19 protein-coding genes and 2 pseudogenes are annotated in these 16,426 nt (G+C 63.4%); 10 read left to right on the forward strand and 11 right to left on the reverse strand.

Going from position 1 to position 16,426, the window contains the following annotated elements; genetic code table 11:
* On the forward strand, nucleotides 1-117 hold a 117-nt coding region (locus PARJ55_RS23730; RefSeq protein WP_232215776.1), incomplete at its 5' end, for an ATP-binding protein.
* A 152-nt stretch (nucleotides 118-269) separates the two neighbouring features.
* Here PARJ55_RS23730 and PARJ55_RS23735 read toward each other — a convergent pair.
* A pseudogene (locus PARJ55_RS23735) lies at nucleotides 270-428 on the reverse strand (IS5/IS1182 family transposase); the annotation flags it as partial.
* Between the two features lie 82 nt (nucleotides 429-510).
* Here PARJ55_RS23735 and PARJ55_RS24230 point away from each other — a divergent pair.
* Nucleotides 511-762 carry a c-type cytochrome gene (locus PARJ55_RS24230; RefSeq protein ID WP_156929559.1) on the forward strand — a complete coding sequence of 84 codons (252 nt, stop codon included), beginning with the start codon at nucleotides 511-513 and terminating at the stop codon, nucleotides 760-762.
* 68 nt (nucleotides 763-830) lie between these two features.
* On the opposite strand, the gene PARJ55_RS0120980 is transcribed toward PARJ55_RS24230, so the two are convergent.
* From PARJ55_RS0120980 to PARJ55_RS0120990, 3 genes are all read right to left on the reverse strand, one after another.
* Entirely contained in the window at nucleotides 831-1,835 is a 1,005-nt protein-coding gene (locus PARJ55_RS0120980) for an ABC transporter substrate-binding protein (protein WP_028714734.1), read from the reverse strand.
* A 68-nt stretch (nucleotides 1,836-1,903) separates the two neighbouring features.
* Nucleotides 1,904-2,806, reverse strand: a complete 903-nt coding sequence (locus tag PARJ55_RS0120985) for an ABC transporter permease (RefSeq protein ID WP_028714735.1) — start codon at nucleotides 2,804-2,806, stop codon at nucleotides 1,904-1,906.
* Nucleotides 2,799-3,569 (reverse strand): ABC transporter ATP-binding protein, encoded by a 771-nt coding sequence (locus PARJ55_RS0120990; protein WP_028714736.1) that lies wholly within the window; start codon nucleotides 3,567-3,569, stop codon nucleotides 2,799-2,801. The genes PARJ55_RS0120985 and PARJ55_RS0120990 overlap by 8 nt, the downstream gene beginning before the upstream one ends.
* A gap of 566 nt (nucleotides 3,570-4,135) precedes the next feature.
* Between PARJ55_RS0120990 and PARJ55_RS0120995 the strand changes: the two genes are divergently transcribed.
* The 8 genes from PARJ55_RS0120995 to PARJ55_RS0121030 are packed head-to-tail and all read left to right on the forward strand — an operon-like array spanning nucleotide 4,136 to nucleotide 10,303.
* Nucleotides 4,136-4,864 carry a 2Fe-2S iron-sulfur cluster-binding protein gene (locus tag PARJ55_RS0120995; protein ID WP_028714737.1) on the forward strand — a complete coding sequence of 243 codons (729 nt, stop codon included), beginning with the start codon at nucleotides 4,136-4,138 and terminating at the stop codon, nucleotides 4,862-4,864.
* Between the two features lies 1 nt (nucleotide 4,865).
* Nucleotides 4,866-5,198: a succinate dehydrogenase gene (locus PARJ55_RS0121000; RefSeq protein WP_028714738.1), complete on the forward strand. Its 333-nt coding sequence runs from the start codon at nucleotides 4,866-4,868 to the stop codon at nucleotides 5,196-5,198.
* A complete protein-coding gene (sdhC, locus tag PARJ55_RS0121005) occupies nucleotides 5,198-5,539 on the forward strand; it encodes a succinate dehydrogenase, cytochrome b556 subunit (protein WP_036698527.1) in 342 nt (113 codons plus the stop codon). The genes PARJ55_RS0121000 and sdhC overlap by 1 nt, the downstream gene beginning before the upstream one ends.
* Before the next feature lie 3 nt (nucleotides 5,540-5,542).
* Nucleotides 5,543-7,306 carry an FAD-binding protein gene (locus PARJ55_RS0121010; RefSeq protein WP_036714802.1) on the forward strand — a complete coding sequence of 588 codons (1,764 nt, stop codon included), beginning with the start codon at nucleotides 5,543-5,545 and terminating at the stop codon, nucleotides 7,304-7,306.
* 23 nt (nucleotides 7,307-7,329) lie between these two features.
* Entirely contained in the window at nucleotides 7,330-8,286 is a 957-nt protein-coding gene (locus PARJ55_RS0121015; protein WP_028714741.1) for a fumarate hydratase, read from the forward strand.
* Nucleotides 8,283-8,951, forward strand: coding sequence for a fumarate hydratase C-terminal domain-containing protein (locus tag PARJ55_RS0121020; RefSeq protein ID WP_028714742.1), 669 nt, complete (start codon nucleotides 8,283-8,285; stop codon nucleotides 8,949-8,951). Before PARJ55_RS0121015 ends, PARJ55_RS0121020 begins: the two co-directional genes overlap by 4 nt.
* Nucleotides 8,948-9,961, forward strand: a complete 1,014-nt coding sequence (locus PARJ55_RS0121025; RefSeq protein ID WP_028714743.1) for a YeiH family protein — start codon at nucleotides 8,948-8,950, stop codon at nucleotides 9,959-9,961. Before PARJ55_RS0121020 ends, PARJ55_RS0121025 begins: the two co-directional genes overlap by 4 nt.
* Nucleotides 9,962-9,988: 27 nt before the next feature.
* Nucleotides 9,989-10,303: an NIPSNAP family protein gene (locus PARJ55_RS0121030; RefSeq protein ID WP_028714744.1), complete on the forward strand. Its 315-nt coding sequence runs from the start codon at nucleotides 9,989-9,991 to the stop codon at nucleotides 10,301-10,303.
* A 55-nt stretch (nucleotides 10,304-10,358) separates the two neighbouring features.
* On the opposite strand, the gene PARJ55_RS0121035 is transcribed toward PARJ55_RS0121030, so the two are convergent.
* From PARJ55_RS0121035 to PARJ55_RS0121065, 7 genes and pseudogenes are all read right to left on the reverse strand, one after another.
* A complete protein-coding gene (locus PARJ55_RS0121035; protein ID WP_028714745.1) occupies nucleotides 10,359-11,102 on the reverse strand; it encodes a sulfite exporter TauE/SafE family protein in 744 nt (247 codons plus the stop codon).
* Complete coding sequence (locus PARJ55_RS0121040; protein ID WP_028717124.1) at nucleotides 11,099-12,016, reverse strand: LysR family transcriptional regulator; 918 nt, start codon at nucleotides 12,014-12,016, stop codon at nucleotides 11,099-11,101. The genes PARJ55_RS0121035 and PARJ55_RS0121040 overlap by 4 nt, the downstream gene beginning before the upstream one ends.
* A gap of 144 nt (nucleotides 12,017-12,160) precedes the next feature.
* Nucleotides 12,161-13,072: a LysR family transcriptional regulator gene (locus PARJ55_RS0121045; RefSeq protein ID WP_028714747.1), complete on the reverse strand. Its 912-nt coding sequence runs from the start codon at nucleotides 13,070-13,072 to the stop codon at nucleotides 12,161-12,163.
* Between the two features lie 263 nt (nucleotides 13,073-13,335).
* Nucleotides 13,336-13,584, reverse strand: a pseudogene (locus PARJ55_RS24920) (transposase); the annotation flags it as partial.
* Between the two features lie 245 nt (nucleotides 13,585-13,829).
* Nucleotides 13,830-14,735 carry an AEC family transporter gene (locus PARJ55_RS0121055; protein ID WP_028714748.1) on the reverse strand — a complete coding sequence of 302 codons (906 nt, stop codon included), beginning with the start codon at nucleotides 14,733-14,735 and terminating at the stop codon, nucleotides 13,830-13,832.
* Between the two features lie 108 nt (nucleotides 14,736-14,843).
* Nucleotides 14,844-15,419, reverse strand: coding sequence for a peroxidase-related enzyme (locus tag PARJ55_RS0121060; protein ID WP_028714749.1), 576 nt, complete (start codon nucleotides 15,417-15,419; stop codon nucleotides 14,844-14,846).
* 19 nt (nucleotides 15,420-15,438) lie between these two features.
* Nucleotides 15,439-16,425, reverse strand: coding sequence for an MDR family oxidoreductase (locus PARJ55_RS0121065; RefSeq protein WP_028714750.1), 987 nt, complete (start codon nucleotides 16,423-16,425; stop codon nucleotides 15,439-15,441).
* Nucleotide 16,426: the final 1 nt, after the last annotated feature.

The raw sequence follows: 16,426 nt of genomic DNA on the forward strand, positions 1-16,426 counted from the left end.
GGTTCCGAGCGTCTCACCGGCGCGCTGCTCGACCGACTGACCCACCACGTCAACATCATCGAGATGAACGGCGAAAGCTATCGCCTCGCCAACAGCACAGCCCGTAAACAGCGCTGATCACCATAAAATATCTACCCACGATTGGCCCTAAGGGGCCAGTGCGCCATGGCTCGCGCCAGCTATGTGGCCAGCGCGCGCGCCATGGCGCACCCCCCAACTGGCCGGACTTTACGCCGCCGCCCCGGCCGACTTTTGCTCCGCCGTTGACAGTCGCTGTAGGTCCGCTGGCGGCCACGCCTGCCTGTCGGCGTGGCATCCCAAGTCATGGCAGGATCGAACCAGATCGTCAGCGAGCCGCGACGCTCGAGCGCTTCATTGCAGGCTGGCCAGTTCCTGGTCTTGTAGGTCAGGGAGGAAGGTCTGCTCATGAATTACAGCTATCACTCTGGATCCACAGAATGAATCCCTCGAGGGATTTGTGCAACAAAGCCGCTGAACAGTGGCAAGCCCGTGAAAACCATCGGAAGTTATTGGGCATATTCCACCACGGTCTTTGACTATATACGTCGAGCGATGCCGTTGGATTCTCCGCAAAGCCTTACGCCCGACGAAGTTTATGCTGTTACCGCTTATCTGTTGGCGGAGAACGGGATCATCGGCGAACATGAAGTCATGAACGCCGGCACTCTTGCCAAGGTGCAGATGCCCAATCGCGGCGGTTTCGTTCCCGACGAGCGGCCTGATATCCAGACGAGTCGATGAGCCCAAGCCGCCTCGTCGATATTATGACGAGGCGGTGCAAGCTTGCCGACCAAACGAGGAACTCGCTATCAGCTCCCCTCGGTATTATGGACCGTGTCGAAGAACAGATCGCGCCAGTCGTCGGTATTGTGGGAAATGAGGCCCACCCGGGCCATGAAGTTCACATAGGGCAGCAGGCGCTCGGGCGTGGTCGTCCATTTGGTTTGCGGGTCCTTGATCAGGGCCACGATCTCGTCCTGGGTCAGGTTCGTGTTCTCGGCCTTTGCCCAGATCTGCGCCGCTTCCTCGGGATGTTCCTGGATGAAGGCGATGCCTTCCTCAAGTGCGACCATCAGCGCGCCGATGACCTCGGGATTGCCTTCAACGAAATCGTTCTTGGCCCAGATGGCGGTAAAGGTATGCGATCCGTCCAGAACGTCATAGCTGTCCAGCACCTTGTGGGCGCGCGAATCCTTGGCTTCGAGGTTCTGGAAGGGCGGTGAGCCGAAATGCGCGTTCACCTCGGACTGGCCACCAAGCAGCGCAAGCTGCGCATCGGGATGACCCATCGACACCGTGAAAGTATCAAGCGCCGCATGCTTGCCCTCGCCCAGGAATTTCTCCGCGCCCATTTGCAGGGTAATGGCCTGGATCGAGGTCTTGACGGCGGGCAGCGCGATCTTGTCCCCGCGCGAGAAATCCGCAAGCGACTTGATGTCCGGGTTGGTGGTCATCAGATGCAAGGGCATCGATGCCAGCGCCGCGACGCCCTTGATCTTGATATTGCCCTGCGTGCGCGCCCAGATCGTCAGCATCGGCGTGGTGCCGCCAGCGGCGATGTCCAGATTGCCCGAAAGCAGCGCCTCGTTCATCCCCGAGCCGCCGGTGAAGCGCAGCCATTCCGTGGTGACATCCACGCCGGCCGCTTTCGCGTGCTTTTCCAGCAGGCCCTGTTCCTGCACCAGCGTCAGGGGCATGTAGCCGATGCCGAATTGGCGGGCGAGCCGGACATGGACGGTTTCCGCCCAGGACGGCACAGCCGAAAATACCGAGACGGCAAGGCCCAGGACGACGGATAATTTGACGTTTTTCATTGCATTTCCTCCCTAGAACCACGGCTGCGTGGTCAAAGGGCCCGCCCCTGCCTGGGCGGGCCCTGGTTTCAGTGCTGCACGCCCCAGCGCTGGATCGTGTAGCGCTCGATGGTGCGGAAGATCAGGTTCTCGACCACCAGGCCGATGATGATGACGGTCAGCAGGCCGGCAAAGACCATCGGGATGTCCAAGAGGTTCTTGTTTTCGAAGATGAACCAGCCCAGCCCGCCCGAGCCGGAGCTGACGCCGAACACCAGTTCGGCCGCGATCAGGGTCCGCCAGGCAAAGGCCCAGCCGATCTTCAGCCCGGTGAGGATGCTGGGAAAGGCCGCCGGGATCAGGATCTTGGTGATGAAGCTGAAGCCTTTCAGGCCATAGTTCCGCCCGACCATCTTCATGGTCTTGCTGACGCCCAGGAAACCCGAATGCGTGTTCAGCGCGATGGCCCAGGTGACAGAATGGACCAGCACGAAGACCAGGCTGGCATTGCCCAGGCCGAACCAGATCAGCGCCAGCGGCAGCAGCGCGATCGCCGGCAGTGGGTTGAACATCGAGGTCATGGTTTCCAGGAAATCGGTGCCGATCCGCGACGCCATCGCCAAGGCGGTCAGCGCGGCGGCAAGCCCGATGCCGAAGACATAGCCGGTGACGAGAACCTTGATCGAGACCCAGGCCGCCGAGGGCAGGGTGCCGTTCATCAATGACTTGAAGAGCGCCCCCGCTGTGGCCGTGAAGGTCGGAAACAGCAGGTCGTTGTTCAGCACCCGGCCATAGATTTCCCAGATGCAGGCCAGAACGACCAGAATGAACAGCTTGCGCAGCCACGGCTCGCGGTAGAGCAGTTCGAAGGTCGAAAGCGGTTGCTCGATAATCTTCAACTCGCCGCCGGCAACCTCTTCGTGATAGATTTCAGGGCGCTCGGTGGTGGCGCCGGGGCGCAGGGGCAGGACGCGCGCGGTGGCTTCAGGCATGCTCCATCTCCTCCGGCTCATGGGCAAAAAGCATCTGGTGGATGTGGCGCTCCAGCTCGGCCGCTTCGCGCGGGTCGGTGGTGCTGTTCAGCTCGGCCTTGACCCGGCCCGGATGCGGCGACAGCAGCAGGATGCGGTTGCCGATCTTGATTGCCTCGGCGATGGAGTGGGTGACGAACAGCACCGTGAAGCGCGTCTCGTCCCACAGCTTCAGCAACTCGTCCTGCATCTTGCGCCGGGTCAGGGCGTCCAGGGCGGCAAAGGGTTCGTCCATCAGCAGGATGTCGGGTTCCATCGCCATGCCGCGGGCGATGGCAACGCGCTGCTTCATGCCGCCCGAAAGCATATGCGGGTGGCTGTCGGCGAATTTTGCCAGCCCGACCTTTTCGACATACTCCATCGCCTTTTCCTCGGCCTGGCGGCGCGGCATGCGCTTGGCGCTTTGCAGGGCGAAGGCGACGTTCTGCTTGACGGTCTTCCAGGGCAGAAGCTGGTCGAACTCCTGGAACACCATCATCCGGTCGGGGCCGGGCTGAGTGATCTTGCGCCCCTTCAGCGACATTTCGCCCTCGGTCGGGGTAATGTAGCCGCCGACGGCCTTCTGAAGCGTGGATTTTCCGCAGCCCGAGGGGCCAAGCAGGATGAAACGATCACCCTGGTGGACATCGAAGCTGACGCGATAGGTTGCCGTTATCAGATGGTGCGGCGTCTTGTATTGCAACGTGACGCCCCGAACGGCAAGCAGCGGATCTTGATGCTGCATGTCTCCTCCCTATGGTTTCTGGCGTGCGCCCCGTCTCCGAAACGGGCCGCCGTGATGCTGGTTGCTCCCCCAGGGGAGAGGTTCGATACTGGTTCCTGCACCTCCTCCTTGCGGAACCTGTCCGGACGGCCACCACGGTCCGGCAAGAGCCAGGTGGTTTCATGAAGGGCACTGTATTTGAAAATTTTACTGCAACAAATGCATTAATTCTTATAATTACTGAAAACTTACCTTACGCTATTTCCCGGAACAACGGCGGGAAGCCAGGGGAATAGGCGTTGTTCCATAATGCCTTGGAGGGCGGTTGCGGAAGTGCGCGGGGCCCCTCGATCCTCGCGCCGGCCTCGGACAGGGGCTGACGGCGAAAGCCGAAATCCCGGCACAGAGCCTGCATTGCGTCTTGTTCTGCCGTCGAAAGTGAATGAGGCGCGGCATGCCGCGATGCCTGCCGCAGATCCGCCTGCCGCATGCGTAAATTAATTTTACACAACAATTTAGAATTAGTTCCTTTGTGTTAGAAAAATTGCGTCATAGGGTGCATCATCAAGTAAGCCAACAGGTGCGCTGTGAGCGAGAATACAAAGACAATGCAGGTTTCGGTCTGGCGCGGATCAGGAGATCAGGGCGCTTACGAAACCTTCTCGGTGCCTGCCCATGACAACCAGACCGTGCTTGACGTCGTCAGCTGGATCCAGCAGGCCGTCGATCCGTCGCTGACCTATCGCTATGCCTGCCGGGTGGGCATGTGCGGTTCCTGCGCGATGATGGTCAACGGCCAGCCGCGCTGGACCTGCCGGACGCATGTCAAGCGCGTGCTGGAGGACGGCAGGCTTCAGATCGGGCCACTGCGCAATCTGCCGGTGATCAAGGATCTGGCGGCGGACATGGATCCGTTCTTCGACAAGTGGATCAAGGCAGGCGGTGTCCACAAGCCCAGCCGGACCCGCTCGGAGCCGATCCAGGAGGTCAGTCCGGAGGAGCCCGGCCGGGTCGTCGCCAATACGGCGATCGAATGCATCAACTGCTCGGTCTGCTATGCCGCCTGCGATACGGTGGCGGGCAATCCCGACTATCTGGGCCCGGCGGCGCTGCAACGCGCCTGGACGCTTTACAACGACGTGAAGGTCCAGGACCGCCAGTCGATCCTGGATGCCGTCACCGGTTCGGACGGCTGCATGAACTGCCACACGCAGGGCAGTTGCACGCGCTTCTGCCCGAACGAGCTGGACCCGCTCAGCGCCATCGCCGGGCTCAAGCGGGCCGCCGCGCGGTCGTTCCTGAAGGGAAGGGGGTAGCATGTTGAATCTTCGTTACTACATGGCGCAGCGGCTGAGCGCGATGGTCATGGCTCCGCTGGTGCTGGGGCACCTGGCGGTCATGGCCTATGCCATCCAGGGCGGGCTGAGCAGCGCCGAGATCCTGGCCCGCACCCAAGGCAGCATCGCTTGGCTGCTGTTCTACGGCAGTTTCGTGGTGGCGGTCTCGATCCATGCCGCCATCGGCTTGCGGGTGATCCTGCACGAGGCCACCGGCCTGCGAGGCCTGGCGCTGGAGCTTTTCACCTGGGGCACGGGCCTGGTCCTGCTGGTCATGGGGGCGCGCGCCGTGGCGGCCGTGACGGTGCTGTGATGATCAAGCCGCATCGCAAGCATCCGTTGTGGCTGGCCTATATGCTGCATCGCCTGTCCGGCCTGGCGCTGGCGCTGTTCCTGCCCGCGCATTTCTATGTCCTGTCCCTGGCGCTGACGCGGCCAGAGCGGCTGGACCGTTTCCTCGGCTTTGCCGAGAACCCACTGGTCAAGCTGGCCGAGTTCGGGCTGGTCTTCCTGCTGGCCGTGCATTTCTTCGGCGGGCTGCGCCTGCTGGCGCTGGAGTTCCTGCCCTGGTCGCCGCGGCAGAAAAGCCTGGCCGCCGGCACCATCGCGGGCGCCTTCCTGATCTCTGGAACCTTTCTTCTGCGGGCGGTGTAGACCATGGCATTGAAATTCGACGTCGAACGGGACGAAACCGACATCCTGATTCTCGGCTCGGGCGGCGCGGGGCTGTTCGCGGCGCTGCATGCCCAGCAAAGCGCGCCCGAGGGCACCCGGATCACGCTGGCCGTCAAGGGGCTGATCGGCAAATGCGGCTGCACGCGCATGGTGCAGGGCGGCTATAACGTCGCGCTGGGCGGCGGCGACACGGTCGAGCGGCATTTCATGGACACGATCAACGGCGGCAAGTGGCTGCCGAACCAGGACATGGCCTGGAGGCTGTGCGAGCAAGCCGTGGTCCGCATCCGCGAGCTGGAAAACGAGATCGGCTGCTTCTTCGACCGCAATCCCGACGGCACGCTGCACCAGAAGGCCTTTGCCGGCCAGACCGCCGACCGCACCGTCCACAAGGGCGACCTGACGGGCATCGAGATCATCAGCCGGCTGATGGAGCAGGTGCTGGCCCGACCGATCCGCAAGTTGCAGGAACACCGCGCCATCGGGCTGATCCCGACCGCCGACGGGGCCTCGCTGGCGGGAGTGCTGTTCATCGACATGCGCACCGGCCGCTTTCGTTTCGTGCGGGCGAAATGCGTGATGATGGGCACCGGCGGCGGGCCGACCATGTACAAGTATCACACGCCCTCGGGCGACAAGACCATGGACGGGCTGGCCATGGCGCTGCGCATCGGCCTGCCGCTCCGCGACATGGAGATGGTGCAGTTCCATCCCACCGGCCTGCTGGCGGGCGACCATACCCGCATGACCGGGACGGTGCTGGAAGAGGGGCTGCGCGGCGCTGGCGGGCAATTGCTGAACGCGCGCGGCGACCGCTTCATGTTCGATTATGATGCGCGGGGCGAGCGGGCCACGCGCGACGTGGTCAGCCGCGGCATTTATGCCGAGATGCGCAAGAACAACGATCCCAGCCAGGTCGGCATGTTCATTTCCATGAGCCACCTCGGCCCCGAGAACGTGCGCAAGAAATTCGCCGGCATGGTCAAGCGTTGCGCCGATTCTGGCTTTGACCTGGCCGGCGGCAAGGTCGAGGTGGTGCCGACCGCGCATTACTTCATGGGCGGCGTGGTGGTCGATTCCGATACCCGCACCGAGATGGAGGGGCTTTACGTCGCGGGCGAGGATGCGGGCGGCGCGCATGGCTCGAACCGGTTGGGCGGCAACGGCGTGGCGAACTCGACCGTCTTCGGCGGCATCGCCGGCGACGTGATGGGCGCCGACATCCGCCGCATGGCTGCGTTGCGCGATCCCGACGAGGCGGTGCTGGCCTCGGAAATCGACCGCGCCTGCCGCCCGTTCTCGCAAGCTGCCGCGCCGATCCAACCGCTGCGCCACAAGCTGCAGGAGGCGATGTGGGAGGATGTCGGCGTCATGCGCACCGGCGCCGGCTTGCAGCGTGGCCAGAAGCGCGTCGCGGAAATCCGCGAGGAACTGATGCAGACCGGGGTGGATCCGGCAAACCTGGCCTTCAACCTGACCTGGCACGACTGGCTGAACATGGCCTCGCTGGTCGAGGTGTCCGAGGTCATCGCCCGCGCCGGCGAGCTGCGCGAGAACTCGCGGGGGGCGCATTTCCGCGAGGATTTCCCTGAAAGCGGCGATCTGGAGAGCTCGTATTTCACTCTCGCGCGCAAAAAGGGCGGTGACCTGACGCTGAGCCGGGAACAGGTCGCCTTCACCATCGTCCGTCCGGGCGAGTCGATCCTGCCCGAGGATGAACCCGAAACGCTGGTGGCCGCGCAATAGCCGACCCGAGGAGGAAGCGAAACGTGATACCGATCAACCTGATCCAGTCCACGGCCGAGGAACTGATGGCCAAGGCGGCCATCGAGATCCCCGAGGATTACCTGCACGGGCTGAAGGCGGCCGCCCAGACCGAAGATGGCGACCTGTCCTCCTTCGTGCTGCAAGCGATGCTGGAGAATTACGAGGCAGCCAAGCAGGACCGCCGCGCCATGTGCGGCGATACCGGCACGCCGCGCTGGTATGTCAAGATGGGCAACGACACCCGCATCGAGGGCGGCCCCGTGGCGCTGGAAGAAGCGCTGCGCCGCGCCACCGCCAATGCGACGAACGGAGTTCCGCTGCGGCCGAACCGCGTGCATCCGCTTTGGCGCACCGACCACAACAACAATGTCGGCATCGGCGCGCCTGAGATCGAATACGGCTATGAGCCCGGCGGCGAATGGATCGACCTGATCACCGTCCACAAGGGCGGGCTGTTCGGCACCGATTACCGGATGCTGTTCCCCTCGGACGGGATTCAGGGGATCAAGCGGTTCTACCTGGACAGCCTGGTGGCCTTTGGCAAGCGCGGCCTGGCCTGCCAGCCGGCAATCATCGGCATCGGTCTGGGCGGCTGCAAGGACACTTGCATGGTGCTGGGCAAGCGCGCCGCCTGCCTGCGCACGGTGGGCAATCGCAACAGCGATCCGCGTATCGCCGCGCTGGAGGAGGAGTTCAAGGAACTGGGCAACTCCATCGGCATGGGCGCGATGGGCTTCGTCGGCAAGAACATGGTGATCGATACCCATATCGAGGTCGGCTATTGCCATACCGGCGGCATGCAGATGTCGGTTCATGCCTTCTGCCTGTCCTCGCGTCGCGCCGTCGCGCGCATCTTTCCCGACGGGCGGGTCGAGCATCGCACCGATCCCGACTGGTTCACCCCCTATCAGCGCCGCGAGACGGTGGGCTGGGAGATGGCGATGGAGGCTGCCGAATGAAACCGCGCGAAATCATCCTGTCCACCACCCCGACCCCCGAGGAGATCGCGGAGTTGCGGCTTGGCGACATCGTCTATCTGAACGGGTTGATGTACACCGCGCGCGAAGGCGTCTACATGCGCGCGCTGGAGGACAAGGCGAATATCCCGATGGAACTGCCGTCGCAAAGCGCGGCGAATTTCCATTGCTCGCCCGCTGCCACCATCCGCGAGGATGGCAGTTTTGACATGGGCGCCGTGACCGCGACCGCGAGTTTCCGCTTTGCGAAATGGTTGCCCGAGTGGATGGCCAAGACCGGCGCCAAGCTGATCATCGGCAAGGGCGGCATGTCGTCCAGGGACTACAAGGAATATTTCGTCCCCAATGGCGCGGTCTACCTGTCCACCGTCGGCTACGGCACCGGCGCGCTTCTGGGCCGCGGGGTCGAGAATGTCGAGGCCGTGCATTGGAACGAGGAACTGGGTCTTGCCCAGGCGATGTGGGTGATCCGCTGCAACCGGATGGGGCCGTTCCTGGTGGCCTCGGACCTCGAAGGCAATTGCCTGTTCGAGCGCGAGAACGCCAAGATCGCCGAGAACCTGGAGCGCGTCTATCAAGGCACCAAGCCCGCCGTCCTCAAGCGGTTCGGCGAGACGGACGACCGCCGCGACGAGCTCATCGGATGAGGCAGCTTGCCGCCACCATGCCCGGCAGCCTGCGCATCCTGTTTCCGGGGCTGGTTTCATCCATCACCGTGGCGCTCGCCGCCAGGTTCATCTCCGAGCATTACGGCGCGCCCGTGATGCTGATGGCCCTGCTGCTCGGCATGGCCTTCACCTTTCTGGCCGAGGCCGGATCGACCACCGCGCCGGGCATCGAGTTCGCCTCGAAGAAGCTCTTGCGTTTCGGGGTCGCGCTGCTGGGTCTGGGCATCACCGTTCAGCAGATCGCCTCGGCCGGGATCGAGGTGGTGCTTGTCACCTTCGCCGGCGTCGGGCTGACCATCGCGGGGGGCGTCGTGCTGGCGCGGATCCTGGGGCGGCCGCTGCCTTTCGGCCTGCTTGCCGGCGGGGCGGTCGCGATCTGCGGGGCCTCGGCGGCGCTGGCGATCTCGTCGGTGCTGCCCAGGTCCGACGCGAACCACGAACGCGACACCATCTTCACCGTGATCGCCGTCACGGCGCTTTCGACGCTGGCGATGATCCTTTACCCGATGATCGGCGCGGCGCTCGGCCTGTCGGATCACGCTATGGGCGTGTTCTTCGGCGCGACGATCCACGACGTGGCGCAGGTGGTCGGTGCGGGCTATTCGGTCTCGGAGGAGGCCGGCGCGACGGCGACCTTTGTCAAGCTGCTGCGCGTGGCCCTGTTGGTGCCCATCGTCGTCGCCCTGTCCGTCATGTTCGGCAGGAACCCCGCGGCGGGACAGGCCGGCAGTCTGCCGATTCCGTTCTTCGTCATCGGCTTTGCCGCGCTGGTGCTGATCGGCAGCGCCAATCTCGTCCCGCCCGACGTGACGGCGATGCTGCTGGAACTGTCGCGCTGGTGCCTGATCACCGCTATCGCGGCGCTTGGCATGAAGACCTCGCTCAAGAAGCTGGGCGAGGTTGGTGGCAGCGCCATCGCCATCGTCTGCGGCCTGACCGTGCTTCTGGCGGGTTTTGCGCTGGGCGCGATTCATCTGCTGAAAATCTGAACCCCACCTGACCGAAGGAAGATCGCGATGTTCATCGACATGCGGACCTATACGCTGAAGAACGGCAATGTTTCCAAGTTCCTCAAGCTTTACGAGGAAGAGGGGCTGGCGGTGCAGACCCGCATCCTGGGCAATATGGTCGGATATTACTTCACCGATATCGGGCCCCTGAACCAGATCGTCCATATGTGGGGCTATGACAGCATGGACGACCGCTGGGAACGGCGCAAGGCGCTGCAAGCCTCGGACGAATGGCAGGCCTATGCCGTGCAGATGCGGCTGCTGGTCGATCACATCGAGAACAAGATCCTGGTCCCGGCGCCGTTCTTCCAGCAGGGCTGACCAGGGCGGAGCGGGGAAACCGAAAAAGGGGCCGGCGCCATCCGCCGGCCCCTTTTCAGATCAGCTCGCGCAGCGCCAGGGCCATGCCCGATGCGAACATCACCAGGATCAGCAGGCGGCGGAACTGCGTATCGCTTAGCCGGTGAAACAGGGCGATGCCGAATTGTGCACCGATCAGCGTGCCCGGCAGGGCCAGGGCGACCAGCAGCAGGGTGCCCCGGTCGTACAGTCCCTGCATGGCGAATAGCATGACGGCCATGCCCAGAATGCCGACGTTATAGGGTTGCAGCACGGCCCGGGTTTCCCGTTTGGGCCAGGGACGCATGGCGCACCACATTGTCGGCAGCGCCCCCGAAAGCGACGCGGCCCCGCCCAGCACGCCGCCCAGAAAGCCGATGCCGGCATCCATCACCGGCGTCGGCCGGTCGAAACGGGGCAGCGCGCGGCGCAGCGTGAAAAAGCCGCCATAGACGATCATGAAGCCGGCGATGATCAGTTTCAGGGCCAGCCCGCTGATCATGCTCAGCAACGTGACCCCCATGGGCAGCCCGATCAGCCCCGGCAGCAGGAACCGTGCCAGCCGTGCGGGCTGGTCGCTGATTTCCTGCCGGGTGATCCACAAACCCTGCAATCCGCTGGCGACCGACATCACCACCACGATGGCCACCGCCTGTTGCGGCGGCATGATCTGCAACCACAGCCCCAAGGCCAGCAGCGCCGTGCCGAAACCAGCCAGCCCGTTGATGAATCCGCCGGCCAATGCGCCGGCCATCAGCATCGCAATAAATTCCAGCGTCATGTCGCTTTCGCTTTTTCCAGGTTTTCAGGCGAGAATGTGCCGCTTGCCATTGCGCAGCCCATGGCCGCCATCATCTCGTCGATGACGCGGGCCTTGGTGCTGTCCTTGCGATGCACCAGCCCCAATTCGCGCCGAGGCGCGTGTTCCCTGGCCAGCGACAGGCGGCGCAGCGGCAAGGGGGGCGAGATTTCGACGCAGGGTTGCGGAATGATCGAGACGCCCAGGCCGGCCAGGACCATGCTGTAGATCGCGTCCAGCCCGCCCAGTTCCATGGTGTTGGCGACCGGGATGCCGTTTTCCTGAAGCCAGTTTTCGATGATCGTGCCCACGACTGCGTCGCGGGAAAAGCGGATGAAGGCGCAGCCCCGCAGGATGTCCAGCGGATCGGCAAGCCTCACCTTCTGCGAGGTGATCAGCACCAGCTCCTCCGATGCCAGGGAAAGCCAGGCCAGCCCGCGCGGCAGGATCGCGGGCTTGGACACCAGCGCCGCATCCAGGATGTCGCGCTCGACCTGGTGGATCAGGTGGGTGGTCAGGCCGGGATGCAGCCCGACCTGCAATTCGGGAAAGCGATCCTTCAGCAGGGCGGTGGCAAAGGGAACCAGCGCGGTCAGCGAGGTCGGGACAGCGCCCAGGGTGAAGGGGCCTTTCAACCCGTCATCGCCCAGCACCGAGGGGACGATGTTGTCATAGGCGCGCACCACCTCGCGAGCCTTGGCCAGCAGGGCCTGGCCGGTGGGCGTAAAGACCGGCGTCCGGTTGGAGCGGTCGAAGATCGCAACCTGCCACTTCTCCTCTAGGCTGCGCATCTGCTGGCTGACGGCGGCATGGGTGACGAAGACCGCCTCGGCGGCGGCGCTGAAGGTGCCGTGGTCGGCAATGGCGATCATGGTCTTGAGCAGGCGAATGGACATGGCGGTCCTTGGCTGCAGCAATTGGCCGTTGTTGGCGTTCTGAAATTTCAACTTACACAGATGGTAAGTTTTTACTATATTCGTTATTATTATTTACAATGACTGCCTTTTCGGATTTGTGCAAGCCCCTGCACGGTTGTCTGGCTAGCCGATCTGGTCGATGGTTTCGGGCGAGAAGGTTCCCACCGCGACCGCGCGTTCCATCGCCAGGGCGATCTCGCGGATCACCCGGCCTTTGGTGCTGTCCTTGCGCTGGACCAGGCCGAGATGCCGCGCCGGACCGTCCTTGGAGGCCAGAGGAATGCGGCGCAAGGCGGGCGGATTGGCGATCTTGACGCAGGGCTCGGGAATGATCGAGACGCCCAGATCCGCCAGAACCATGCTGTAGATCGCCTCCAACCCGGCCAGTTCCATGGTGTCGTTCACGGCGATGCCCTTGCCCTGCAACCATTTCTCGATGATAGAGCCGACGACCGCGTCGCGGGAAAACCGGATGAAGGGGTGTTCCTTGAGGATCTTGACCGGATCTTCCTCAACCAGCCTTTCCGAGCAGATCAGCACCAGCTCCTCGGCCGTCACGGGATGCCAGACGAGGCCGCGCGGCAGCATGTCGGGCCGCGAGACCAGCGCCGCGTCCAAGGCGTTGCGCTCGACCTGATGGATCAGCGGAATCGACAGCCCTGGAAACAGCCCGACATGCAATTGGGGGTATTTCGCCTTCAGGATCGCCGTCGCAAAGGGAACCAGCCCAGTCAGCGAGGTGGGGACCGCACCCAGGTTGAAATCCCCCTTGAGTCCGTCGTCGCCCAGGACCGAGGGCACGATGTCGTCATAGGCGCGCACCACCTCGCGCGCCTTGGCCAACAGGGCGCGGCCGATCGGCGTCAATTCGGGCGTGCGTGTGGAGCGGTCGAAAATCGCCACCTGCCATTCCGCTTCCAGCGCGCGCATTTGCTGGCTGACGGCGGCATGGGTGACAAAGACCGCATCCGCAGCGGCGCTAAACGTTCCGTGATCCGCGACCGCGATCAGCGTCCTGAGCATCCTTATCGACATGGTCCTGTCCATCCCCATGAAAATGCAGCTTGCCTAACATTATTGGCCAGGAAAGTCATTTTAATTTAGATATTCTTTCAAATATTGGCTTCATGCGTGGCGTGCGAAGGGATTGATAGCGATGGCGCTTCATGCTCATGTACGGTCGCCGCCATACGATCCGGCAAGCAGGCTATTCTTCCTCGCGATGGTCTGGGGCTTGTCCGGCCCCTTGCGAAAGTCGACCGGCTGGCTCGCCAGAAAGACTCGCACACCAGACGGGATCATGCCGAGCGCACCGCGCGAAGAAGCCGGCGCATCGCGGCCTCACTGAGGTCGGGGGTGACCCGGATCGTGACATCGCCCGCCATGATTTCCACCAGAGGGGCTGGCGAACCCGCAGGATCACTCTCACCTTGCTTGTTCAGGAAGGCCTTGCGCCCACCGAACAGCTGCGGCGGCGAAATCCCCAGGCGGCGGGCCAGCGCGGAAACATTGACGCCCGGTTCCAGAGCGGCGGTAACCGCCTGTGCCTTGAACTCATCCCATCACCGGCGACGCTCGCTGACCGGCGCACCGTCCCGCCGCTCGACGAACTGCAAGCTACCAGTCGCAGGCATAGGCGTAGAACTAGGCGTAGACATGGAATACCAGAGATCGGATCAATGCCCGAACCCTATCCGAGACCAGCCACGCCATTAACCCATGGGGTCTCCTTCCCGCTTACCAATCGGGTGTGGGACTGATCAGCTCTTTGTCAGGAAAATCGGTAACATGATCATGCAACGACGGCCATGACCAGAATGAGACTGATCGCAGAGAACAGCGTCTGGAACGTGATGATGCCGGCCATCAGATGGCTGTCGCCTCCCAGTTGTCTTGCGAGGACGTAGGAGGTCGGAGCGGTCGGTAGAGCAAAGAACAACACGAGAATGCCAGTTTCGAGGGCGGGCAGCGCCAGAGACGAGGCACTCAGAAATGCGATGCCCGGCATGACCAGCAGCCGAAACAGGCTATTTCCGATCATCGTCCCGTATTGCCCATGAAGCTCTTTCGGCCTCAGCGCGGCCCCTACACTGAGCAGGCCGAGCGGCAGGCTGGCAGATGCGAGCATCGGCAGCAGCTTCTCGGTTCCCCATCTCAACTCGATGCCTGCGAGATTGACCATCACTCCCCCGATACAGGCGATGATGAGCGGATTCTTCGCGACCGGCAGGATCAGCGCCGAAGGGCGCCTGCTGCTGTCGACCGACAGGGCAAGGATCGACAGCAGATTCACCGACGGGATCAGAATGGCAAGGATCGCGGCGGCGAACGGCATGCCAGCTTGGCCATAAAGGCCGCCCACAGCGGCGAGTCCAAGATAGGTATTGAAGCGAAGTGCCCCTTGGAGCAACACCCCGAACCGCGCCGCCGGCCATTTCCTGCACCACCGGGCAATAAGCAGTCCAGCGGTAGCGATGCCCAATGCCAACATGACCGCCGCGAGCAGGCGCGGCAATGCGGGGTGGTCCAGCGGTGCGGAAACAAGGCTGCTGAAAAGCAACGCCGGAAAGAGGATATAATAGTTGAGGCGCTCGGCTCCCGGCCAGAACTCCTCCCCCGGAAACCTGGCCCGCTGCATGGCGTAACCGACGAGGATCAGGAAGAAGAGCGGCCATAGCGAAGTCAGTATGTCGCTCATCCGGTCTCGGGTTCCTTGGTGTGGATCAGGCCGCCCAGATGGCCGGGCAGACCCAGGATCATGCAAGGCTCTGAATATCGCCTTCCGGAGTCCCGGCAGGAATGCGGTCTACCGCCCCATGCTGTAGAATTCATCATTGGGACGCATGCTGGTGACGTTGGCGAGCCGGTTCGACATGCCGAAGAAGGCCGAGATTGCCGCGATGTCCCACGCGTCCTCCTCGGTGAAACCGTGCGATTTCAGTGCTTGCAGATCATCCTCACCTACCTCCTGCGCCCGCTGCGAGACCTTGACGGCGAAGTCGATCATCGCCTTCTGGCGCGGCGTGATATCTGCCTTGCGGTAATTCACGGCGACCTGATCGGCGATCAGCGGGTTCTTGGCGCGGATGCGCAGGATGGCGCCATGAGCCACGACACAGTACTGGCATTGGTTGAGATTGCTGGTCGCCACCACGATCATCTCGCGCTCGGCCTTGCTGAGATTGCCGGGCTTGTCCATCAGCGCGTCGTGATAGGCGAAGAACGCCCGGAACTCGTCTGGACGATGCGCAAGCGTCAGAAAGACGTTCGGGACGAAGCCCGACTTCTCCTGCACCGCCAGGATGCGGTCCCGGATGTCGTCGGGCATCTCTGCCATGGTTGGAACCGGAAAGCGGCTGATGGCGGGTTGGTCTTCGGTCATTTCATTTCTCCAGAGAGTATCAGAGATCATTGATCGGAACGATGACGCGACCACGTACGGCACCGGCGATGAGTTGTTCGGAAACGCCGATGGCATCTTCGATCGCGATGCGGTTCGTCATGGCGTCCAGCACGCTCGGGTCGAGATCCTGGCCAAGGCGCCGCCAGGCTTCGCGCCGTTCGGCGGGCGGGCACATGACACTGTCGATGCCCGCCAGCGTGACGCCGCGCAGGATGAAGGGCGCGACCGTGGCTGGGAAATCCATGCCGCCTGCAAGACCGCAGGCCGCGACCACGCCCCGGTATTTCATCGAGGCGCAGACATTGGCCAATACGCGCCCGCCCGCCACGTCTACGGCGCCCGCCCATTGCTCGCGGCCAAGCGGTTTGCCCGGTTCGCTGAAATCGGAGCGCGGCAGGATGCGTTTCGCGCCCAGACCGGCCAGATAATCTGCTTCTTCGGGGCGGCCTGTCACCGCCACGACGTGATAGCCCAGTTTTGCCAGCACCGCGACTGCGACGCTGCCCACGCCCCCGGCGGCGCCCGTCACCAGCACCTCGCCGCTGTCGGGAGTGATGCCGTGGCGCTCCAGCGCCATCACGCACAGCATCGCGGTATAGCCCGCGGTACCGATGCTCATGGCCTGGGCGGGGGTGAAGGCGGGCTCCAGCGGGATCAGCCATTCGGCCTTCACCCGGGCCAGTTCGGCCAGCCCGCCCCAATGCACCTCGCCGACGCCCCAGCCGTTCAGCACGACCTTGTCGCCGGCCCGGAAGGCGGCGTTGTCCGAATGCTCCACCACGCCCGCGAAATCGATGCCGGGAACCATGGGAAAGCGCCTGACCACCGGCCCCTTTCCGGTGATTGCCAGCGCATCCTTGTAGTTCAGCGTCGAGCAGGCAACGCGGACCGTGACGTCGCCATCGGGCAACCGGCTTTCGTCCAGTTCGGACAGCGACACTCGCTGCCCGCTGTCGTCCTTTTCTATCAGAAGCGCCTTGAACATG

This window comes from Paracoccus sp. J55 (assembly GCF_000513975.1).
Lineage (GTDB): Bacteria > Pseudomonadota > Alphaproteobacteria > Rhodobacterales > Rhodobacteraceae > Paracoccus.